This window comes from Evansella sp. AB-P1 (assembly GCF_029688925.1).
In the GTDB taxonomy this organism is placed as follows: Bacteria; Bacillota; Bacilli; order Bacillales; family Salisediminibacteriaceae; genus Evansella.
This window is the reverse complement of sequence record NZ_JARUKY010000029.1, coordinates 26111-50359: the sequence shown is the minus strand read 5'-3', so window position 1 is coordinate 50359 and position 24249 is coordinate 26111. Positions and strand designations below refer to the sequence as shown.

Annotated in this window: 17 protein-coding genes and 1 pseudogene; 5 read left to right on the top strand and 13 right to left on the bottom strand. The window is 34.5% G+C overall.

Features of this window, described 5'->3' with window-relative positions; all coding sequences use genetic code 11:
• Positions 1-220: 220 nt before the first annotated feature.
• From QA612_RS21090 to QA612_RS21055, 8 genes and pseudogenes are all read right to left on the bottom strand, one after another.
• Complete coding sequence (locus QA612_RS21090; RefSeq protein WP_278285810.1) at positions 221-1816, bottom strand: ATP-binding response regulator; 1596 nt, start codon at positions 1814-1816, stop codon at positions 221-223.
• Positions 1813-2484, bottom strand: coding sequence for a CheR family methyltransferase (locus QA612_RS21085; protein ID WP_278285809.1), 672 nt, complete (start codon positions 2482-2484; stop codon positions 1813-1815). Before QA612_RS21085 ends, QA612_RS21090 begins: the two co-directional genes overlap by 4 nt.
• Positions 2485-2502: 18 nt before the next feature.
• A pseudogene (locus tag QA612_RS21080) lies at positions 2503-2643 on the bottom strand (CheR family methyltransferase); the annotation flags it as partial.
• Positions 2644-2719: 76 nt separating this feature from the next.
• Positions 2720-5455: an ATP-binding protein gene (locus tag QA612_RS21075; RefSeq protein ID WP_278285808.1), complete on the bottom strand. Its 2736-nt coding sequence runs from the start codon at positions 5453-5455 to the stop codon at positions 2720-2722.
• 209 nt (positions 5456-5664) lie between these two features.
• Positions 5665-6729: an NlpC/P60 family protein gene (locus QA612_RS21070; RefSeq protein ID WP_278285807.1), complete on the bottom strand. Its 1065-nt coding sequence runs from the start codon at positions 6727-6729 to the stop codon at positions 5665-5667.
• Between the two features lie 286 nt (positions 6730-7015).
• Complete coding sequence (locus tag QA612_RS21065) at positions 7016-8119, bottom strand: GerAB/ArcD/ProY family transporter (protein WP_278285806.1); 1104 nt, start codon at positions 8117-8119, stop codon at positions 7016-7018.
• 5 nt (positions 8120-8124) lie between these two features.
• Entirely contained in the window at positions 8125-9312 is a 1188-nt protein-coding gene (locus tag QA612_RS21060; RefSeq protein ID WP_278285805.1) for a Ger(x)C family spore germination protein, read from the bottom strand.
• 15 nt (positions 9313-9327) lie between these two features.
• Complete coding sequence (locus QA612_RS21055) at positions 9328-10902, bottom strand: spore germination protein (RefSeq protein ID WP_278285804.1); 1575 nt, start codon at positions 10900-10902, stop codon at positions 9328-9330.
• Positions 10903-11762: 860 nt separating this feature from the next.
• Between QA612_RS21055 and QA612_RS21050 the strand changes: the two genes are divergently transcribed.
• Entirely contained in the window at positions 11763-13034 is a 1272-nt protein-coding gene (locus QA612_RS21050; RefSeq protein WP_278285803.1) for an L-lactate MFS transporter, read from the top strand.
• Between the two features lie 99 nt (positions 13035-13133).
• Here the strand turns inward: QA612_RS21050 and QA612_RS21045 are convergent, their stop codons facing one another.
• On the bottom strand, positions 13134-14249 hold the full coding sequence (locus tag QA612_RS21045) for a cysteine desulfurase family protein (RefSeq protein WP_278285802.1): 1116 nt from the start codon (positions 14247-14249) through the stop codon (positions 13134-13136).
• A 90-nt stretch (positions 14250-14339) separates the two neighbouring features.
• Here QA612_RS21045 and QA612_RS21040 point away from each other — a divergent pair, with 90 nt between their 5' ends.
• A complete protein-coding gene (locus QA612_RS21040) occupies positions 14340-15674 on the top strand; it encodes an MFS transporter (RefSeq protein ID WP_347568891.1) in 1335 nt (444 codons plus the stop codon).
• Here QA612_RS21040 and QA612_RS21035 read toward each other — a convergent pair.
• A complete protein-coding gene (locus tag QA612_RS21035; protein ID WP_278285801.1) occupies positions 15634-16593 on the bottom strand; it encodes an alpha/beta hydrolase in 960 nt (319 codons plus the stop codon). The genes QA612_RS21040 and QA612_RS21035 overlap by 41 nt on opposite strands.
• Before the next feature lie 81 nt (positions 16594-16674).
• Positions 16675-17205, bottom strand: a complete 531-nt coding sequence (locus tag QA612_RS21030; protein ID WP_278285800.1) for a type 1 glutamine amidotransferase domain-containing protein — start codon at positions 17203-17205, stop codon at positions 16675-16677.
• A 194-nt stretch (positions 17206-17399) separates the two neighbouring features.
• Here QA612_RS21030 and QA612_RS21025 point away from each other — a divergent pair, with 194 nt between their 5' ends.
• Positions 17400-18893, top strand: a complete 1494-nt coding sequence (locus tag QA612_RS21025; protein ID WP_278285799.1) for a C40 family peptidase — start codon at positions 17400-17402, stop codon at positions 18891-18893.
• Positions 18894-18976: 83 nt separating this feature from the next.
• Here the strand turns inward: QA612_RS21025 and QA612_RS21020 are convergent, their stop codons facing one another.
• Positions 18977-19621, bottom strand: coding sequence for an HD domain-containing protein (locus QA612_RS21020; protein ID WP_278285798.1), 645 nt, complete (start codon positions 19619-19621; stop codon positions 18977-18979).
• A gap of 275 nt (positions 19622-19896) precedes the next feature.
• Between QA612_RS21020 and QA612_RS21015 the strand changes: the two genes are divergently transcribed.
• The gene (locus QA612_RS21015) at positions 19897-20910 is read left to right on the top strand and encodes a 2-oxoacid:acceptor oxidoreductase family protein (RefSeq protein WP_278285797.1); all 1014 of its coding nucleotides are present in this window, start codon (positions 19897-19899) and stop codon (positions 20908-20910) included.
• A complete protein-coding gene (locus QA612_RS21010; protein WP_278285796.1) occupies positions 20910-23207 on the top strand; it encodes a transketolase C-terminal domain-containing protein in 2298 nt (765 codons plus the stop codon). Before QA612_RS21015 ends, QA612_RS21010 begins: the two co-directional genes overlap by 1 nt.
• Before the next feature lie 119 nt (positions 23208-23326).
• On the opposite strand, the gene QA612_RS21005 is transcribed toward QA612_RS21010, so the two are convergent.
• Complete coding sequence (locus QA612_RS21005) at positions 23327-24157, bottom strand: DUF3891 family protein (protein WP_278285795.1); 831 nt, start codon at positions 24155-24157, stop codon at positions 23327-23329.
• Between the last annotated feature and the right edge of the window lie 92 nt (positions 24158-24249).

Below are 24249 nucleotides of genomic sequence, written 5' to 3'. Positions count from 1 at the left end.
ATATAAGGAAACTTCTACTTATAACCATTATGTAGGCCACATTTTTTTGGCAATATTTATACGTATTAGAGTGAAAAAACTCATAATGACAAATAAATAAAAAGACTAACAAATCGACTGGAATTGTTAGTCAAACTAGTATTATTATATATTTTAGTGAAAGCACCGGCCCTTGTTATAAATCATAAGATAGCTTTTTGATTTGATGAGGAGATCATATTTAAGTTTTAATGTACTTTGATTCCTTTCCTTGCACAATAGGCTGCTCAACAGGGAACTCGATAACAAAAGTAGTCCCTTCATTTGTTGACTTAATATCAATTTCTGCTGAATGTCTAGAAGCAACGCTATAACAAATAGGGAGTCCTAATCCAGTCCCTCCATCTTTTGTTGTATAAAAAGGTTTTCCTAAGTTTTCCAATATCTCTTTCTTCATACCTGGACCTTCATCTTCGATTTCTAAAATAACATTACAGCCTCTTTTATATGTTCTTATCGTTAATAAACCAGTGTCTACCATAGCTTCTAAACCATTAATTGCAATGTTTAAGATAAGCTGTCTAATTTCCTTTTCATCTAAATAAATATCTGGACACTCTTCAAGCTCTAATTTTACATCTTTATTATTCATCAGTGCCTCTGCTTGTAATAGAGGTGAAAGAGATTCTATTATACTATTCATATTTTGACTTTGTTTATGTGTTTTTTTATCTTTTGCTAAGGATAAGTATTCCGTTATAATATGATTCGCCCTATTTAGTTCGTCAATCATTAAATTAAAATATTCCTTTGTATCTGGTTTTTCCTGTTCATTTTTTGTTAGTTGTAAAAATCCTAGGACTGTTGTCATTGGATTCCTAATTTCATGAGCAATTCCTGCTGCCATTTCACCTACTAAATTTAATCGATCTAAGCGAGAGATCTGTTTTTCAAGCTTAACGTTTTCAGTAATATCTGTTAAAGCGCTAATGACACATTTTTCACCGTTAATCGTTAAAATCTCCGTTGATAAAAGACCTTCCCTTACTTCCTCTCCTTTTGTCATATATATAACATTTTCATTAAATTTCCCAGCTTGTATATCAAGTGGAAGAGGTGTTTCCGTATTCGAGATCTTCACTTTCGGTGTTAATTTAATCCAATTTTTGTTACTTCCTTCTACATCATCAAGGTCATAACCTGTAAATTGCGACCAACTCTTATTTACGTTAATATAACGATAATCTTTAAGTGATCTTATAGCCATTAGATTTGGACTAGATTGAAATATTTTTCTAAAATGATCCTGAGACAACTGAAGCTCTTTATTTGTATTCAATAATTCCTTTGTTTTCTCTTGAATAGTTTTTTCTAAATTTAAATATCCTTCATTTAATTCTTCTGTTTTTTCCTTTAATACATTTCTCTGACTTTCAATTTCCAGTTTATTTTTATAAATATTCACAAATGCTTCCACTTTACTACGTAACATATGCGGATTAAAGGGTTTAAAAATGTAGTCTACAGCACCTTTCGAATACCCTTTAGAAACATGCTCATTTTCCTTATTGATTGCCGTTATAAAAATAATTGGGATATGTTTTGAACTTTCCCTTTGCTTAATGATATCAGCAGTCTCAAACCCATTTAGCCCAGGCATTTGCACATCTAATAAAATGACTGCAAAATCATGCTGTAGAACTTTCCTAAGAGCTTCTTCTCCTGATTTCGCCTCAATTAAATCATAATCGTCTGATTCTAAAACTGCCTTTAAGGTTATTAAATTTTCTATCCGATCATCTACCATTAAAATTTTTATTTTGTCTTCATTTTTCATATTCTATTACCCTCTTCTTTTATTGAAAAATGTTTTTTTCCTTTGTAATAAATTTTCTCGCGGGAATGAATGATTTGAAAAAATGTTGTAGCCTCACTGTCAGTAATCGTTTCTTTACTTCCAAAACAAACAAATCCTTCGTCTGATAAGCTATTATATAAAAGATGATACACTCTATTTTTCAATTTATTATTAAAATATATTAAAACATTTCTACATAAAATGACATGAAACTCATTAAAAGAAAAATCCGTTACTAAATTATGATGAGCAAAGACGATATTCTTCTTCAGAAAGGGTTGGATGACTGCCACATTATCGTCAACACTATAATAGCGAGAAAACTCTTTAACCCCTCCTGCTTGTTGATAGTTTCGAGTAAACAGTTGCATATTTGTTATTGGTATTTCACCACCATTTGCCTTTTCTAATATTTGTTCATTCATATCAGTAGCATAAATTCTCGTTTTATTATAAAGACCTTCTTCATACAATAAAATAGCCATAGAGTAAGCTTCTTCTCCAGATGAACAACCAGCATGCCAAATACGAATGACAGGCTTATCCCGTAAAATTGGAATTATTTCTGTTCTGAATACTTTAAAAAAACTAGGATCTCTGAACATTTCAGTAACATTAATTGATAGATCATTTAATAACTTTTTCATAAGTAGAGGATCTCGTAAGACTTTCTTTTGTAAATCAGAAATGGTAGTAATGTTCTCAATCTTTGCCCTTTGCCATATTCGCCTTCTAATAGAAGAATAAGCATAATTTCGAAAATCAAAACCATAATATCGGTATAGTCCTTCAAGTAATAACTCAATTTCGATTCTTTCTAACTCACTTGTTTCGAAATCCTTTTCCTTTTCCGGTTCGATTTTTTTAATCGTTCTCCCCCCTCTACTTATAAACCCATACTTTAATGAGTGAAAGAAGTTGCGTCATATCAACTGGTTTACTAATATAATCTGATGCACCTGCCTGAAGACATTTTTCCCTGTCATTTTTCATGGCTTTTGCTGTTAATGCAATGATTGGTAAATCACTCCATTCCTCTCTTTCACGAATCTTTTTCATGGCTTCATACCCATCCATAATAGGCATCATAATATCCATCAAAACAATTGAAATAGCCGGATTCTTATTTAACATATCAATAGCTTCTTTTCCATTCTCTGCAAATAATACCTTGATTTTATTCATCTCAAGTGCAGTTGTAAGAGCAAAGACATTTCTCATATCATCATCAACAATTAAAACAACTTTATTTTCAAGGAGTTCTTTCGTATTTTCTATATCTTTTTCGGTTTTATTATGATGGATTACGGTTATATTTGATTGAGAATCAAACCTATCATTTAATGGTTCTTCTGATGTTACAGCTATCTCATCCATATCAATAACAGCTTCATCTATTTGACTTGATAAATCAGGCAAATGTAGTAAAAAACTACTTCCTTTCCCTTCCTTACTCTCCACTTCAATATAACCACCTAACAATGTGGAAAGTTCTTTACTAATAGATAACCCTAACCCTGTTCCACCATATTTCCTTGTAGTCGTTCCATCACCTTGATAGAACGCTTCAAATATAGATTTTTGTTTCTCCGTTGATATACCAATGCCTGTATCACGAATAGAAAAGATAACCTTAGAGTTTACATCATTAGAACCACGCTTTATATGTAAATCTACATTGCCTTCCTTTGTAAATTTAAATGCATTTGAAAGCAAATTTTTTAATATTTGCTTTAATCTTTGATCATCTGTATAAATAATGGAGGGTGTGTCATGTTCTATTTTAATGTTAAAGTTTACACCTTTCTGTTGAGCAACATGAGAAAATTGTCTCTCTACAAATGCTTTAACATTACTTATTTCTAACTCTTCAGGATAAATATCAATTTTACCTGATTCAATTTTTGATAAGTCTAATATATCATTTATTAAATCTAATAAATCCTTTCCAGATGTATAAATGGTCTCTGCGTGCTCTACTTGTTTCTTTGTGAGATTTTGATCATTATTTTCGTGTAACAGTTGAGATAATATTAAGATACTATTTAAAGGGGTTCTTAACTCATGTGACATATTAGCTAAAAACTCTGATTTATATTTAGAGCTTAATTGTATCTCTCGATTTCTTCGTTCCAAATCCTTTTTTATTACTTCTAATTCTTTCGTTTTTTCGTCTGACTGCTTATATTGATCGTGAAGCTTTTCATTTATCATTCTTAATTCTTCCTGCTGCTGCTGTAACTCTTCTGATTGAGTTTGTAGCTCTTCTGTTGTGGTTTGGGACTCAACTAAGAGATCACTTATTTTAAGATGGTTTAAAATTTGATTTATATTTGCACCCACACTGTCACAAAGATGTTCTAAAAAATCTATTTCGATTCGAGTGAAAGGTTCGAACTTTGCTAATTCAAGTACACCTATAACACCTTTTTCAAACTTAACTGGAATAATAATGAGAGAAGTTGGAACTCCTTCTCCTAATCCTGAAGAAGATTTAATATAGTTTTCTGGTAACTTACGAAAGTACATTTTCCGATTTGTTAATGCACTTTGTCCAACAAGTCCATCTCCAAAATTAATCTTTTCAACCCCTATATCCCTATATTCATCTGCATAACTCCCTTGTTTAATAAGTTGCTTTCCATCATCCTTAATATATAATATGCCGAAGGACGCAGACACAAGTGGAGCTATACTTGTCAATAATGTTTCACTAAATTTCTTAAGATCTTGTAAGCCTTGAATGTTATCTGTTACTTGTGCATAATTCGATTTAATCCAGTTATCTTCCTTTAACGTTTCATTTAATTTGTCTTCCTTCTTTTTAATACTTTCAAGATGTTCTACCATAACATTATATGTCTTGGCTATATCACCAATCTCGTCATCTTTTATATTACGAATTTTAGGTAATTGATCCATTAACTTGGATGGAATGTTTACCATGACTGACCTTACTTTATTTATAGATCGATCAATGCTTTTGGTAATTTGGAGTGTCAATCCAACAATAAATAAAATACTAATCCCTATAAGGCTAGAGAAAAAAAGCAGTGCAGAGTGAAACATTTCTTCTGAGCTTTGTAAAGCCCTTTCCATCTCATGTTCTTCCAACACTTTCAACTCATTTATCGAATCAATAAGAGACGTTCTAACTTCCGTATTATTGAGAAGCTCTTGCACCCCACGATTCGTATTACCAGATTCAACATAGTCAAAAATAGAAAGTATCAAATCATTATATTGATCATTTTCAAATTCTATTGTAGCGATTAAGTCACTTGTATCCTTATTTGTGGAAAGCTGCTTTAATAAATCTAATTGAACAGTGGAAGAATGTTGATAATAGTTTATTAACTCCTTTTGGTCCTCATAAATAGTTACACTTTGATCAAAATGATTAAGATCCATCAATAATAACTGTCTTACTTCTCTTGAAATGGCCTGTGAGTAGGCCTCCAAATTATCTGCAAGCTTCACTCTCTCATAATTTTCATTTACTACGTTTGATAAATGATCTCTCTGTTGATTATATGTATATAAAACAGTAGTACCAATAAGCAGAATAACTGTCAAAACAATCCCAAACCCCATATAAAGCTTCGTTTTTATTCTCATATAGTTAATACCTTTCTTTAAAAATTCTGTAACAACTTATAATTTTATCATTTATTACAAATTTCTATGTATGTACTAATACAATTAATTACACTTTACTTTTGAATTCTACAAGGATTTTCTAATTCCTGCTAATAAATTCGGAAAAAAGAGGCTGCACCTCTAAAAAGTCTATTTCAATGACTTTTTGGGACAGCCTCTTCATCAATTTATTCTATGATCCGTTTAGCAAATAGATAATTGTCTTTCCAGTAACCTATATTTAAAAAGTTAGTAGCAATATGAACACCTCTTGAAGATGATGCATGGATCATATCACCATTTCCCATATATATTCCTACATGCCCAACCCTTCCGTCGGAGTATAAATCTCGATTTGTAAAGAATATTAAATCCCCAGCTTTCAAATTTGTTACTGAAGTACCAACAGCAGATTGTTGTCTCGAGTTTCTCGGTAGCTCAATTCCGTTATTTCCAAAAACAAATTGAGTAAAGGAAGAACAATCAAATAAAGTTGGGGCCTCATTTAATGTGGCACCGAATTTATACCCTGCTCCAATATACTGTTGTGCTTCATTAAGTATATTCGTAGCAATGGTTTGACTTGGAGCTGGATTATTATTTTTCACTGGTTTTTTTTCTTTAATCGGCTCCATCTCTTTCCCTTCTTCACCTGAAGGTAATTTTAAGATTTGCCCTGAATAAATTAAATTTGAAGTAAGGTTATTAGCATTTTTTAGTGCTTGAACACTTATGTGATGACTCTCAGCAATCTTCCATAAGGAATCTCCCGCTTGAACACGATACCTATGTGCTGGCTTTTCCACTTGAATAGATCCATTTTCTGGCTTAAAGTATATAAACGCATTAAACAATGCGCCACCCGCACCTAGTGAAATATACGCTGTATCATTAATCCATCTAGGTGGATGTATGTTTATATACTCATCTCCTCTTCTTGCTTGCGTGCCCCCCATGGTAGTTCGAACAGTAGTTGATCCATCTGTCATTTCATAGGTTTTTGTATTGCTTTCGAAACGAATGTCATTGTAGCTTAAAATTTTAGCTAACTCCGTTAATGGTAAATAATAATATCCTCCAATTTTAATTGGATCGATACCATTAACCATTTTTCCATTAATAGCAATACCAGCTGTTGGGATACGTTCAAAGGCATGGGTTGTTCCTACATTAAACATAGAACTTACAAGAACAGTAAACGCAATGAAACTGATAATCAAAAATCGATTTTGAGTGAAACGTTGATTCTTCATTATTTACCCCCAATAATTTTTGTTGTTCGATTCCTATCATTTGTTAAAATTTATTTTTTATTCCATTCTTTATTTAAACTTTTGAAAGATGAACATTGGGAAGTCTACCCTGAAAATAAGATAGAAGCCGTCATTGTTCCCGCAAATGGAGTGAAAGCAGAAATGCGGGATGAATGAAGTCGATATTCTTCCCGCGAACGGCAGAAGATCACAAATACGGGAAGGGAATATACCTTAGAAAGAGATTTTCATCCCCCATGGTGAAAATTCCACTTGCATGTGAAGTCTACCCTGATATAACGTTGTCTTTTTTATTTTTTATAACCGTACCTAATATGAATACTATGATTGGAACACCAAAGGCTATTGGCATTGCAACTCTTGGCCAATAGTAGGTTAATAAATCCATTGCTCTTATATGATCTACAACAACCCAATAACCAAAAGCCCCTAAAATGGTTGCTACAGGAATTGTTAATTTATTAAGATTTTGCACTCCCGTCAAATGCTTTACTGAGATAACCGCACATAAAAGACAAATCATAATTTGAACAAGAGCTGATAAAGAGAAGAAAATAATCATGATCAATTCATACCGATGGATAAATAAACCAATTTCTGCACTTCTAGCCATTTGCATACATGAGACAATATATTGCCCTGTAACTTCTGGTGATAATACACCTACTTGCAGAATTGGCCATAGTAGAATAAGTAAACCTCCAAATACAATTGATTTCCCAGTATAAGCGAACCATTTTTGTTTTTCTTTCACCATTGGTAGTAAAATAGCGACCATCAAAGTAGCCATTGCCCAATCCCCATTCGGATGTTTTGTCGCCTCTATCCCATTCCATAATCCATTTTTTAATACAGGAAAAAAATGTCGTATTTCAAAGTAAGATAGTGAACCAAATAATATTAGTATGTTTAACATGATGATTGAAAATGTACCTAATATCGCGACCCTTGCTATAACCTCTATACCATAAAAAAGGCCGACTATCCCAGCTAAAATTGCTATAATAACAAATAAAATGGTAGGAGCATCAGGTAAGAAATAGTCCATTAAATGATAAACGAGTGTGATCATTACACCACCGAATGCACCTAAAAAAAAGATAAATAACAGTAAAGACAAAATCTTTTCTCCCCATTTCCCAACTAATCCCCTAGTTTGTTCAAAAATATTTTTATTAGGGTACCTCTTAATTATAAAAACAGTAAGAAGCATTATGCATAGTCCAATTAACGTGGATAGAATACTTACGATCCACATGTCGCCCCCTGCTTGTCTTGCTAAAATTCCTTGCGTCACACCGATCGCCTTTGCGTATACTAAATTGATTATTACTGCCATCATCATCCCATTCGTCAATTGTGTTTTCACATTTATCAATCCTTAGCAGGTCTCGTTGGATTTTCTAATAGCAACGTATTTTTGATATCACTTTTTACAGATATCTTCACTTCAACATTTGGATATATATCGTCCCAACTACTTTCCATCTCTTTCCACTGTCCCGGATACTTTCCTTCAAAAGTTCGTCCTAATTGTAGAACATCAGATTTAAACTCCTTTTGAACCTTAGCTAACATTATTTCAATATCTTGAATAATTGCAGCTTCTACTTTTTCCTCTAATATTGTTACAATTTCGCTATGCTCCTTAGATGTTAAACAACCAAGCTCAACTAAATGAGGCTTTGTTTTTACAGTAGCTTCAAATTTCACGGTGTCGTTCTCTATGTAAGGGGAAATATTAAATTTATTTTCCCTTAATTCCACACTAGTTCTTCTATCATTTTGTTCAGGGCAAGAAAGTGGTACAATAGCAGATTCAATTTTGTCAATAAACCATAAAAAACCTCTTGATTCTTCTGCAGTTAATTTCCCAACCATTTTGTCATCCTTAAAAATGGCTGTTCCTGATAGTTCTACTTGCGGAATACTACCAAATTCCTCAGGAGACTCTGTATTAATACCCCTATCACGGATGTTCACCATAGCTAAGTAGGGATGAGTATGCTCCCCTAAGTATGCTGATGTTAATGTCATTACGTCAGATCTAGGAGCTTCTGAAACGATGTCACTGTAACGGAAAAGTCGATCTAAAGACATTCCCGGAACAATTTCCAGACCTGTTTTCGTGGCTACTAATTCCCTTGCATCTTTTTCAGAAATTACCACCCAAGTTCTCATGCGTAATTCGTTATTCCGATTAAAAAAATCAATAATATCTACTAATCCATCTTCACGTGCAACCTTTTCGCTAACTACTATAATGAAATTGTGTGCCCAAAAAACTCGTCTCGATGAAAAACGGGCTAAATTTCTAATTGCTTCAAAAATGGTTTCTCCTTCACTCGTAGCAGTCCAAATGGGTTCCCCTTCTCCACCGCCACCAGTATCACCTGTTACATTACCTGGTCGAGCTATTTGTGCAGTTATAATCAGATTATTATTTTCTTCGTTTTTATCTATTGCAAAGGACATTACCATGGCTAAGTCATCGATTTCTTCCTTTCCTATACACCCTACTAAGCAACAAAGTATGACAAGAATAGTTATCACTTTACTCATCAACAATATCCCTTCTTACTTATCATTTTCTTGACTCTCTTCATTCTTTTCTGTAGTTTCATTGCCACTAGGACTAGGCTTTTGGTGTTCACCAACACGTGTTGTATCACCTCGAGCACTCTCAGGTCTCTTTTTATTCCCCCACCATGGAATGCGGAGAATCGTATCTTTTTGATCTGTAGGATTCATGGGAATAATTGGTGACAAATAGGCTTCACCAAAAGAACGTAATGAAAAAGCGTGAAGGGCCAAAAGTGTAATTACTGCTGAGAAGCCGAGAAGACCCAACGTCCCTGAAGCAAGTAATATAGGGAACCTAAGTAATCTAATTGAATACGACGCATCATAATGTGGGATTGAAAATGCTGCTATTCCTGTTGTTGCAACAACAATTACCATAATAGGAGAAACTAAACCTGCCTCTACTGCAGCTTGCCCAATAATGAGTGAACCAACAATACTTACTGCTTGTCCAATAGGCTTAGGCATTCGTAGTCCAGCTTCTCGCATTAATTCAAAGGCAATTTCCATTATGATTGCCTCTAGTAATACAGGAAATGGTATTGCTTCTCTCCCTGCAGCAATAGCTACTGCTAATGGGGTAGGTATCATCTCTTGATGAAAACTTGCAAGCATGACATAAATGGAAGGCAATGTTAAGCTTATAATGAATGCGCTATATCGAATTAAACGAAAGAACGTTCCCATTAAATAATTATTATAATAATCATCAGAAGCCTGAAGAAATTGCCAAAAATGGGCAGGAGCTAATAAAACGAATGGAGTATTATCAACAAAAATAGCTACTCTTCCTTCATACAGACTTGCTGCAACTTTATCTGGTCGTTCCGTACTCTGAATAGTAACAAATGGTGATAAAGGTGCATCACTAATTAATTCTTCAATATAACCACTTTCCAATACTGCATCTATATCAATCCTATTTAACCTATCCTTTACCTCTTTTACTAAACCTTCATTTACAATTCCTTCTATATATCCTACACCAACATCTGTCCTAGATCTCTTTCCTATTTTTAAAGCATCGATATTAAAATTTGTATCCCTTATTCTTCTTCTAACTAAAGATGTATTTGTCCTTATATTTTCAGAAAAACCGTCTCTTGGTCCACGTATCACTGGTTCCGTTTCCGGAGCATCAATTCCTCTGCTTGCCCATCCTTTCGTAGATAAAATAAAACCTTGATCACATGTATCAACTAAAAGAAAGGTATCTCCAGACAATATTCCATCTATTCCTTCATTTATCGTATTCACAATGGCTACGGAAGGAGTAGAGATTAGCTGCTCATAAATCGTTTCTATTAATGCTTCCCCTTTTATTTCACTTGTACTTTCTAGTTTATAGCTTCGATCAATCATCGGTGTTAGAATCGTTTTCTCCACTACCTCTTCATTGACTAAACCATCAACATAGAAAAAAGCAGCCTTTATCGTAGAATTTTTATATAGACTAAACTCCCTTTTAACAATATCTGAATTATTGCCTAGTTCAGTAAAGACGTTATTTATATTTAAACGCAAAAAGGATTGGATTTTCTCAAATTTTTGTTCTTGTTCTAATTCCATGACATGGACTCCTATTCAAATTTTTAAACAGACATATTTACTTTTTCAGTTGTTTCATTTTTATCCATGTTAGTATTCATCATTTATGATAATTCATTCTTTTTTTGTTAAATATATAAACGTATAGTTTAGTGAATTTATGTAAGGTTAAATTTAACTAAGAGAGGGGTTATGAATTTGTATGATTTGTGGATTTATAAAAATATTTTAAATACTCTATGGTTTATTTGGACTTGTGTCATATTAGTATTCATATTTAATATTCTCTCATTCATCATTTTATGGTACAGCTTAACCGAGAAGAAAATTAAATTTCAACCTATGGAGCAGATTAAAAAAATAACAGAACATGAAAATTCTACTGGTCCTTCATAATACAATCGTATTATTTTAAACTAGTACAGTACGATTTCTACATTGATACAGTATTGATTACTTCTAAGAAGAATAGGAGTTATAAAATACGCTGTAATTCAATGATCGAAGGGCTTTTAAGTTATTTTCATTACATTTGTTAATAAATTCTTCAATAGTTGTTCAACAAATCTTCATGTTTTGTATCTATCCATCCTTGTGAACTATTGTACAATTAGTTATAGAAAAACAGTGTAATTATTCTTTATACAAAATATAAAGCTATAAGAACAATGTCATCTATAAAATTTAATTCGTGTATTCTTTCGATCTTTCATTAAAAGGCTCTGTTAATCACCTTCTGGAAAAATCAAATTTCTATAAGGTCTTCACCTTAACAAAGCCTAATATAAAATTCTATCCAATATTGAAGGTGTATATGTGATAGTCTCTTTTGGCCTTATCCCTTCTTAAGAATACACAATCACTGAAAAGGGGAATACAAAATGGAAAAAACAAAAAACCGTTGGCTCATTGCCTTATCCGCTGTTGGGATTCATATTTCAATTGGTTCCGTTTATGCGTGGAGTGTTTTTACAAATCCAATTACAAATCAATTCGGTTGGAATTTATCCGATGTGCAATTAACATTTAGTATTGCTATTTTATTTCTAGGTCTTGCAGCTGCGTTTTTAGGACATTTCGTAGAGAAATATGGACCTAGAAAATCTGGAATACTAGCTGCTTGTTTCTTCGGAGTAGGTATCGCTGGTTCCGGGGTAGCTATGTTATTAGAAAACATTATTTTATTATATCTTTTCTACGGTGTATTCGGTGGTATTGGTTTAGGGTTAGGTTATATCACACCAGTATCAACATTAGTTAAATGGTTTCCTGATCGTAGAGGATTAGCTACTGGACTTGCAATCATGGGCTTCGGTTTTGCATCTATGGTTAGTAGCCCAATTATGAACGCATTAATCAACTCCGTTGGCTTAGCTACAACATTTTTCATTTTAGGTTCTGTATATTTTGTTATTATTATGGCAGCAGCTCAGTACTTGGAGCCACCAAAGCCAGGATGGGCACCAGCAGGATTTAATGTTGATGAACAGAATGGTAGTAAAAAAGTTAAAAAAGATCTTGCACAATTAACTGCAAATGAAGCAGTACGTACAAAGCGTTTCTGGTATTTATGGGTTATACTTTTCATAAACATTACTTGTGGTATAGCAATTATCTCTGTGGCATCTCCTCTAGCACAAGAAACTGTTGGAATGAGTGCAGCAGCCGCTGCGACGATGGTTGGTCTTATTGGGGTATTTAATGGACTTGGACGAATTGGCTGGGCTACCTTTTCTGATTATATTGGTAGACCGAACACGTACCTTGCTTTCTTTGCTATTCAAATTGCAGCATATTTCTTGTTGCCAAGTATCGCACATGTTATCTTGTTCCAAATCGTAATTTTTGCAGCAATTACATGCTATGGTGGAGGATTTGCAGTTATACCAGCTTTCCTTGGAGATGTGTTTGGCACAAAACAATTAAGTGCAATTCACGGTTACATTTTAACTGCTTGGGCTGCAGCTGGGTTAGTTGGTCCAATTTTAACTGCACAACTGCGTGAAATTACAGGAAGTTACCAGATTATGATGTATATTTTTGGATTCATGTTTATCGCAGCTTTACTAGTAACTATTTTACTTCGTTTTGATATTGCCAAACTGAGAAAACAACAAGAACAAAAGGAACTAAATAGTAAGGTTGCTAGTTAATAAATTAATGAAATAGTAAAAAAAGCCCTGATTAATCAGGGCTTTTTTTACTGGAAATACCTTTATAGTAATATATATTATAGTATAAATTGTTTCTATTTAAATTCTTTCCTTTAGTATGTCTAGTACAAAATCTATTTCTTCTTTTGTTGTAAAACGTCCTAAACTAAAACGAACAGCTCCCTTTCCTATTTCTTTCGTTACTCCCATAGCAACGAGAACATCTGATAAAGCAACATGACCAGTATGACAAGCAGCACCTGTAGAAGCAGCTACCTCTGGTACTTTGTCTAAAATATCTTGTCCAATATGTCCAATAAAACAAACGCTTAATGTGTTTGGAAGCGTATCGTTTAAATTACCATTTAAAACGATACTTTCTCCAAAAGATTTCTGTAGTCCTCTCCAAAAATAATTACGGAGATCTTTCACTAGTTTATTATCTGAATACTGTTCGCACTTCTCACAAGCTGCTCCAAGTCCTGCAGCTAACATAATACTTTCTGTTCCTGCTCTCCTCCCAGCCTCATGTCCGGCACCATGTATAAAAGAGTCAATTGGAGTATTTTTTCTTATGTACAATGAACCGATACCCTTTGGTCCATAAATTTTATGCCCAGCAACGGTTAATAAATCTACTCCTAGTTCCTTCACATTGACTGGAATTTTCCCTAACGACTGTGATGCATCTGAATGGAATAGGATTTTATGCTCCTTAGCGATTCTACCTATCGATTTAATTGGCTGAATTGTTCCTACTTCGTTATTTGCATGCATAATAGAAATAAGAATTGTTTTATTTGTAATTGCTTTTTGTACTTCTTCTGGATCAATGACTCCATTCCTATTTGCTTGTATGTACGTTACCTTTACTCCTTCCCTTTCTAGGAAAGCTAACGGCTTTTTTATAGCAGGATGCTCAATATTGGTAGTAATAATATGGTTCCCTTTCTCTTTTAGGGCATAATAGACCCCTTTTAGTGCATGGTTATTTGATTCACTTCCTCCACTTGTAAATACTATTTCGTCCTTCTTGGCTGAAATGAGGCTAGCTACTTGATCTCTTGCCTTTTCAAGTATTCCTTTTGCATTTTTCGCTGCCCAATGTGAGTTTGATGGGTTACCATATTCTTCCTCAAGAAGTCGTACCAATGTTTTTACTACAACTGGGTCCAACGGTGTACTAGCATTATAGTCTAAATATACTTTATCCATTATATATCCCCTTACTTTTAAACCACGTTAAATTCTTTATAAGTGGCATTTTCTATTGGCACTGATAAATTTTATTGTTGATTTTAGCATTTGATTATTTTGCTGCTTTCTGCTGCTCTAGAATTCTTCTGTAATAATCACGTTTCTACTAAAACAACATCATCCTTTAATACAGCTTATTTCTTTTATATCAATGGATCGTTCACTTTGCTCCAACAAGAGCATTCCTGTATAGTAAAAGTAGTCATGTCTGAAAGGAGAACTAGCATGCTTATCTTTATATATGCCATTATTATCATAGCTTTTTTAGATACGTTCATACAATTACCTATTATTGCACCCTACGCAACAGAACTTGGAGCCTCTAGTTTTTTAACAGGAATGATTATTGCTATTTATTCGTTGTCTAATATGATTGGAAATGCCATTTCTGGTCATTGGATTGATCGTTACGGACGAAAAAAGATGCTACTATTCGGAATGGGATTTGTAGCAGTGGCCCTTTTATTTTATCCATTAGCACAATCAGGCTGGGGGTTATTTTGGAGTCGGTTATTTCACGGATTAGCAGGGGGAGCACTTATCCCTGCAGCATTTGCTTACTTAGGGGACTTAGCCCCTTCCAGAAGGCGTGGAAAAACGATGGCATTCTCAGGAGCATGTATTGGAACAGCTGCCATTATAGGTCCGGCCTTTGGAGGAATCATGTCAGCTCGATTATCTGTTGATACAATTTTCTATTTTGTTGCTGTACTTTTTTTCATTACAGGCATCGTTGCGTTTATTTGGTTAAAGGAATCTAGTAAGTCCTTTGAAAGAAAAGCTGTAGATATGAAAGATATTTTACCATTATTACGTAATCCTATCATGCTACAAGCCTTAATTAGCGCCTTCGCCTTAATGATGAGTATGGGGGTACTCGCATACGCTTTACCATTAAAAGTAGAATCACTGTCGTTAAGTACTGCTGTAACTGGTCTATTATTAAGTAGCTTCGGCATTGTAGCACTTATTATCTTTTTATCACCGTTAAATCGTTTATTCGACAGGTATTCACCCTCTTTGATCATTCTGATTGGAATGGGTTTAATCAGTTTCTCCTTAATTAGCTTAAGTCAATTACAATCCATTGAAATGATCGCGATCATCATGCTTATATATGGTGTAGGATTTTCATTTATTTTTCCCTCTATGAACAGAATGGTCCTAGACATTTCAACATCATATAATAGAGGAAAGGCATTTGGCCTTTTTTATGCTTGTTTTTCTTTAGGTGTAGTATTTGGTTCTAGTTTTTCTGGAGCAATATCTGATGCATTTGGACAACCATTATTTATAAGTGGACTTATAATGGTCGGACTTGCATTAACGTTCTTTATTCTTTTTAGAAATCATCATCAATCACTTCAGCCAAAAATGCATTAATTCTTTTATAAACAAGGTAACGTATTTCCATTCGTTCGTTTAATAGCTGATGTCGAGCATCTTCAAATAAAGCCACTTGGAAGGTATCGCACTTTTCTTTGTAAAAGTTTAAATTCTTTTTCCAATCTACCGTCGTATCTTTTGTCCCTTGTAACATATAAATAGGAAAATACGATGTTGGACAATCAACAAATTCATTTTGCCAATTTTCTAAAGCATTAATCCAATGTGCTTTTAATACTTGCACTTGTAGGGGATCATGTTTAACAAAATTACGGTAAGCACTATCATTTGAATTTCGCTTAAAGCTCCGTTTTTTTTGCGGAACAACTTTTCCAGATAAAAGTAAGATTCTTCTGAATAAGTTCCACTTAAATGGATAATAAAGGGGAGCAACGAGCAATAACCCCTTAAGCTCCATTTTCCTTTCTGTACTAGCATGAAACAATAATGCTGCACCAGTACTATGACCTAATCCGATGACGGGAATATTATCACAATAACCTTTTATAAGTTCATATCCTCTAATAATTGCAACAAGATAGTCATCAAAGCTAGAAATCATCCCCTCTTCTCCTTCAGAGAAACCGTGCCCTGGTAAGTCTAACACAACTACTTGATAATTTTGTTGTAGTAGATAATTAATTGTCCTACTAAGCCCACCGCTATGATCCAAATAACCATGGACTAAGTAAATTGTAGCGGAAGGGTTATTTTTTAAAAAGAATTGATAAAAGTACTTTTTACCATGCACTTTCTCAAAGCAACACCGATATTGATCTATTTTTTCAACGGAAAAATTGTAAAAAGAAAGGTAGTTTTGTAATGCAACGTTATGAAAGTGGGGATTTTCTTCCTCAAATGATACATTACACTGCCTAAAATCTTGTATCCATTCTAACTTTTCTTGCCTATCCATGTAATCCACAATCCTTCATTATATTCTCCTATTCTCATTAAGAGACACCTGTTCCCTAAACAGATGCCCTGTTCTTTATCTTTATTTTGTCAAATGTACAAGAGTTTCCGCAAGTCTTTTTCCATATGCCGGTAAGTCTGGCGGTCTCCGACTAGAAACAATATTTCCATCAACAACAACCTCTTCGTTATGCCAAATAGCTCCTGCATTTTCCATGTCATCTTTTATACCAGGAGTACTCGTAACCTTCTTCCCTCGTAAAATGTCTGCAGAAATTAACACCCAACCAGCATGACATATTTGTCCGATCAATCTTTTTTTCTCATTCATATAATGAACCATCCTTAACACTTCATCATATCTACGCAGCTTGTCTGGTGCCCAACCTCCAGGTATTAAAAGGGCATCATATTCTTCTATATTAATTTGCTCAAAGCTATAGTCTGGTTTCACAGGAACTCCGTACTTACCTCGATATGTTTTTTCTACATCTACTCCTGCTATATGAGTAATAGCACCTTCTTCTTGCAATCGGTAATGGGGATATAATAGTTCTAAATCTTCAAATTCATCTTCAATTATGGAAATGACTCTTACTTCATGTAAGCTCATTTTACTCATCCCTTCCTAATATATTTAAATAATTTTATCGTTTTATCGTCATTGTACCCTTTTTCCTATTTATACAATCCTCATTTATTTATGTTCTAACCCGTACAGATAAAACATACCCTGTTTTTAGTAGCTATATTTTCGAAGAATAGGCTACATTTATAATAAGGCTATGAAAGAATGGGAGGATATGCATGTCAAAGAACATCTTGAAGGACCATAAGGGCACTGCTTTGTTCACTACAATTGTAGCAGGGACAGCCTTGGCTCCAATACTTTCTGGTCAATTACAGCAAGGGGAACAAGGGAATACTATGGTTGAATTCTTACACCCTCTCTCTACTTCTGCACCTTATAACACACAATCACAACAAGCCTTTGCAGTATTACATTCATTACCTCATATGAATCAATCTAGCCATACTTTTAAAGAACCTCTTCTATCTTTATCAAACATTAGTGATCATTCTTCAAGTACAACGACCAATGAGAAATGGGATAATTCGGAATCGCATTTAAGGCTAGTATCAAAGGAATGGATGGACACATACGGAGATCAAATCGCTTCATCAGCTATGACTAGTATTTGGCCAAAGGATACTGTACTTAGACATGGAGATGAAGGCCCGAAAGTAAAAACAATTCAAAAGCATTTAAAGGAAATAGGCTACTATGTAGCTACTATTGATGGAAAATTTAACGATAGTACATTTAAAGCTGTGAAGTTATATCAAAAAGAACATGGGCTTCCAATTGATGGAGAAGTAAAATATGAAACAATAGTCCATTTAATTGGTACGAAGCATTTTATTCATACAATGACTAAAAATAGTAATGCTGCAAATGATATATCAACTATTTATAGTCCAAATAACGAGGATGACGAATATTTATATATTACACCTCAACCTCTTAAAAAAGATGAGGCTGAAGAAAAAGCCTTTGAACGTTCCTATTTTCAATATGGAGATAAACATGATGACATTGTGTTTCTACAAGAACAGCTAAAGAAAGGGGGATATTATAACGGGGAGACAGATGGCTATTATGATAGCTTGACTCAGCAAGCAGTAAGGACATTACAAAAAGAACATAATTTAATGGTTGATGGGCTTGCTGGTAACCAAGTATTCACTTTCATAGAAACAGCCGATTTAAAAAAAATAGCAGAAAATCGCCAAAATGAACAAAGGTCTGTACAGAGGAATGAACAAATATCAACTGAACAAGAAGCCGCACAATCAATACCTGAAAATTCAAAAGAAGAGGAAATAGAGAAACAGAAACTAGAAAAAAATTCAGAAGTAGCTTCTTCTGCACCTTCGTCTACTTATTCAACGGAAGAAATTATTACTAGAGCAAAAGAGCTAATTGGCACTCCATATTCATGGGGTGGTACAACACCTTCTGGATTTGATTGTAGTGGTTTTTTAGTTTACTTATATAGTTACATCGATGAATCATTATCAAGAACAGTAGATGGCATTTGGGGTGAAACAACCTCCGTTTCCACTCCAGAAAGAGGCGATTTCGTCTTTTTCGAAACATACAAACCAGGTCCTTCTCATGCAGGAATATACTTAGGTGACGGCGCGTTCATTCATACAGATGCTACAGCTGGAGTAAAAATTTCCTATTTAGATGAATCTTATTGGGGTAACCGATATTTAGGAGCAAGACGAAAATAAGCTTATATTTCCATTTATTTCACAGTTATCTATCAAGTAACGAGATAATTAGAGGGTGTCAATGACACCCTCTTTTCTTCTTATTATTTAAGGCCGTTCCATTCGTCTAAAAACTCTTCTAAAAAATTTTCTAAATAAGAATGACGTACTTCTGCTAACTTTCGTGCAGTTTCTGTATTCATAAGTAATTTTAGCTTTAATAATTTTTCATAAAAATGGTTAATGGCAGTGGATTGCTCATTCCTGTATTGTTCCTGTGTCATCTCTCCCCTTGGTAAAAGGTCTGGATGATACATTGCGTCACCATATGCACCAGCATACATAAAACAACGGGCGATTCCAATTGCCCCAATTGCATCTAGTCGATCAGCATCTTGGACAATTTTGCCTTCTAAAGTAGCAGGCTTTCGATTATTCCCTCCTTTAAATGAAACAGTTTGAATAGCCGACAAGATTTGGAGTCGTTCTATTTCTAGCACGTCTTGTTGTAAAAGCCACTCTTCTACCTTTTGTAATCCCTCTTCTTCAGATTCATTAAATTTTTCATCCGCAACATCATGTAATAATGCAGCCATTTCACAAACGAAAAGATTTGCCCCCTCCTTTTCCCCAATATGTATTGCATTTTTTCTAACCCGATCAGTATGGTACCAGTCATGACCAGTAGAATCATTTTTAAAGAGCCCCATTACCCATTTTTCCGTCTGAAGCTTCACATTTCCCTTCATATCAACGCCTCCTAATATTTAATTAATAGCCCTATATTTTCCTTCATTACCATATTGCCATTCTGTGTTATATAACTAAAAAATCTGTATTACACAAATGAATGACGTCAACTCCATATTATTAAAGGTTTTTTTTGCTGTAAAAAAATGTGTATCAGTTCTTAAATGTTAACAATTTGTGAAAGTGTGACGAAAATCACCACAAAGCCCCTATCTTTTGCTTATAATACGTATTAGGGAGTTATGATGTTATTTTAAAAAAGGGGGACAAATTAATGTCTATTTTACCAAAAAAGAACGAATTAGGGTTCTTTGAAATTCGCCTTGAATCAATTGGCGGACTTGGAGCAAACTTAGCAGGAAAAATGTTAGCGGAAGCTGGCGTTTTAGGTCTAGGTCTTAATGGATCCAACTTCTCATCTTATGGATCAGAGAAAAAGGGTTCTCCAGTAAAATCATTTGTACGTTATTGTGATGCTGATACTGAAATTCGCGACCATTCTCCAGTGGAGCAACCACATGTTATTGGTGTATTCCACGAAGCGCTTTATAAAATGGTTGATGTAGTTAGTGGTTTAGATGCAGATGGAATTGTCCTAGTTAATACGAAAAGAGATTTTGACTCAGTAAAAAAAGACTTAGGATTAGATTATGGTACGTTAGCAACTGTAGATGCATTAAAAATTGCAAACGAAGAAAAAACAAAAGTAAACACAGCAATGCTTGGTGCACTTTATCGTACATTAGACTTTTTAGATCCAGAAGAGATGAAAAACGTTATTCGTAAAACGTTCGAAAAGAAATATCCACACTTCGTAGAACCAAATATCCGTACATTCGAACGTGGATATAATGAAGTTACATTTAAAACATATGAAGTACCTGTTGGAGCAAAAAGTAAAGAGTTTACTAGAATACAACCACGATTAGGATATGAAACGCAAGTGATTGGTGGAATTATCACAGCTCAAGCAAATAGTATACAAAAAGACTTGAGTGGTTCTCGCCTAGGATTCTTGCCTGAATATAAAGCAGATAGCTGTATTCACTGTGCTGCCTGTGACACAGTTTGTCCTGACTATTGTTTTGTTTGGGAAGAAGGAGAAGATAAGCGTGGTCGTAAACAAATGTTCCTGAAAGGTATTGACTATCAATATTGTAAGGGCTGTCTAAAGTGTATTGATGCTTGTCCTACAGACGCATTGGCAGATATGGAAGAAACATTTGGATATGCAGATGAAAATCAAGTGAAGCACAATTTCCCACTAGTAACAGGAGGGGTTAAATAATGGCTATGGTAGAAGATACTTTAAAAAATAAGAAAACTGCTCCAGAGCAGTTAACAACCTTTGAATCTGGTAATGAAATGGCGGCAACTGCTGCAGCTCAAATTAACTACCACATGATGGGATATTTCCCAATCACCCCATCAACTGAGGTTGCTCAATATTTAGATTTAATGAAGTCAAAAGGTATTCATGATATTGAACTAATTGCAGCTGACGGTGAGCATGGATCTGCTGGTATCTGTTTCGGTGCTGCTACAACTGGAGCTCGTGTATTTAACGCAACAAGTGCTAACGGACTTCTATATATGCTAGAACAATTACCAGCACAATCTGGTCTTCGTTTCCCAATGGTTATGAACCTAGTAACTCGTGCAGTGAGTGGTCCATTAGATATTCGTGGTGATCACTCTGACTTATATTATGCATTAAATACTGGTTGGGTTATTTTAATGGCTCGTACTCCACAAGCTGTTTATGATATGAATATTATGGCCCTAAAATTAGCAGAACATAAAGATGTACGCTTACCTGTTATGGTTGCTTATGATGGATTCTATACTTCTCACCAAAAGAGAAAAGTAGATTACTTTAAGGAACGTGATGTGGTGCAAGAATTCGTTGGACCTACACCTAAAGGGTATCCAGTATCGATTGATAAACAAAACCCAGTTACAATTGGTGCTCATATGAACGGAGACGATTTACTAAATAATACTTTCCAACAATCAGAAGCAATTTATCGTGCTTACGACGTATTCAAAGAAATTAGTGCTGAATACGAAGAGATTTCTGGTCGTAACTATGACATTTTAGATCTTTATAAAATGGAAGATGCTGAAGTTGCTTTATTTGCATTAAACTCAGCAGCAGAATCTTCAAAAGATGTAGTTGATCGCTTACGTGCAAAAGGAATTAAAGCTGGTGTCATTAGTCCAAATATTATTCGTCCATTCCCTGCTGAAGATATCCGTAATGCATTGAAGAACGTAAAATCCCTTCTAGTTGCAGAACGAGCTGACTCTTACGGTGGAAATGGTCCAAATTTAACACACGAAGTAAAATCTGCTCTTCAAGATGATAAAGATAACCATACAATTGTATTAAGCCGTGTGTTCGGTTTAGGTGGAAAAGACTTTTATGCTGATGATGCAGAAAACTTATTCCAAATGGCTATTGATGCTATGGAACTTGGCTATGCAGAAAAGCCATTCGATTACTATGGTCAAACACCTGGAGATCCTGAGAAAGCATTAGAGCAAGTAATTGAACCGATGACTGGTGATACGTATAAAACAGGATTAATTAAAGTAACAGAGGATGAAGAATCTGGCAAGCTAAAGGTTCGTATTCCACCTTTACGTCAATTAACACAAAAGCCTAAGCGATTTGCTTCTGGTCACGGTGCATGTCCTGGTTGCGGTATCTTCCCTGGTTTAGAGCTATTCTTTAAAGGTATTGAAGGAGATGCAGTGATTCTATTGCATACAGGGTGTGGGTATGTTGTAACATCCGCTTATCCTTATAGTTCTCATAAACAACCTTTCATTCATAACTTGTTCCAAAATGGTCCAGCAACATTGTCTGGTGCATTAGAAGCGTTCTTTGAAATGAAAGAACGAGGAGAAGTTGATATTGATGAGGACTTCACATTTGTTATGATAACTGGTGACGGTGGTATGGATATTGGAATGGGATCAGCTGTTGGTACAGCACTTCGTAACCACAAAATGATTATTTTAGAGTATGATAATGAAGGTTATATGAATACAGGATCACAAATGTCCTATTCTACACCACTAGGACATATGACAAGTACAACATCTGTTGGTAAAACACAGCAAGGTAAAGCGTTCCACCATAAAGATACTGCACAAATTATGGCTGCAACAAACATCCCTTACGTGTTTACTGGAACAGAAGCGTATCCTCAAGATTTAGTGAAAAAAGCTGCTAAAGCTCAATGGTATGCGCAAAACGTTGGTCTTGTATATGGAAAGATCCTTATTACATGTCCATTAAACTGGAAATCAGCTGATCGTGACGGTGAAACGATCATGAAAGCTGCAGTAGAGTCTAACTTCTTCCCTCTTTATGAAATTGAACGAGGAGAAACGACAATTACGTACGACCCTGAAGCTAAAAAGAAACAAATTGAATTATCTGAGTGGTTAAAATTAATGGGTAAAACAAAGCATCTATTAAAAGAAGAAAACAAACACTTGCTAACAGACTTTGAAAACGAAGTAGGTCGTCGTTGGAAGGTTCTTAAAGCAAAACATGAAACGCCATTCATCTAACAATCAACGTGGCACGTAGATATTACAATTGAACAATACTGTTTTCTACTATGTCATAATAAAATCCATAAAGAACCCCTTCTCGAGTATGCTTGAGAGGGGGTTCTTTATGGCAGAATTTATTCGTCACATGCAAAGGTTACTTTATGTTTTTTTAGCTCCGCACTATCTATTTCATCCTTTAGATTATACCTATTTATGCATTCTTTCTGAATCTTCTTATACGGAATGTGAACCTCTACTTGATCTTCAGTAAAGGGATATGGTGTTAATTTCACATTAGAAGGGGACCTCCACTCCGCAACCATATTAACCCCATTTAAAGATGTTAGTTGTTGTGGAAAGCCATTTTTAAACCATGACAATTCCTCTTCTTTTGAACACCCCCACTTATTCATACAAAGATATAAGGACAAGTTATCACAGAGCTGCAGTAAATCAAAATAAAACTTTACTTCTTCCCTCTCCTCTGATCCATGAATCAGTTCCTTCCATAGGTTCTTCTGGCGGTCTTTTTCATTACTTTTAAACACTTCACCTTCCTGATCTAAATTCCCTTGAAAAAAACTACTGTAATGCATACTAATTAACAAGGCAGCTAACTTATTTTTCTTTTCCATTTCATCAACACCTTGACTGTATGCAGTTATTTTTTCTTTCAAAGGATAATATAGAAAGGATGCTGGTTGTTTAGTTGAAGCTAGATAAATTGGTTTTTCATCTAGCTTTTTCCAACAAGAATCATGCTGCGCAATTGCTAGCTCCACAGATTCCCTTCTTCCTTCACCTTTAAAATAATTCTCATTCCAAGCATTTGCAATAGTCCCTGAAATTAATGCGTGATCATGTTGTTGAATTAGAATAAGATCATTATAGTCCTCTTGAACAATCATTCCCCCACATCCCCACTTACTTATTAGCTTTGCTATAGTATACATTTTTCTTTCCACATTTGTTTATCCTTAAATAAAATTAGACTATTGTTCAAATACAAAATAATCTGTTATATAATTTCCCTCCCTGGTTCATTCCAAGTTATAAG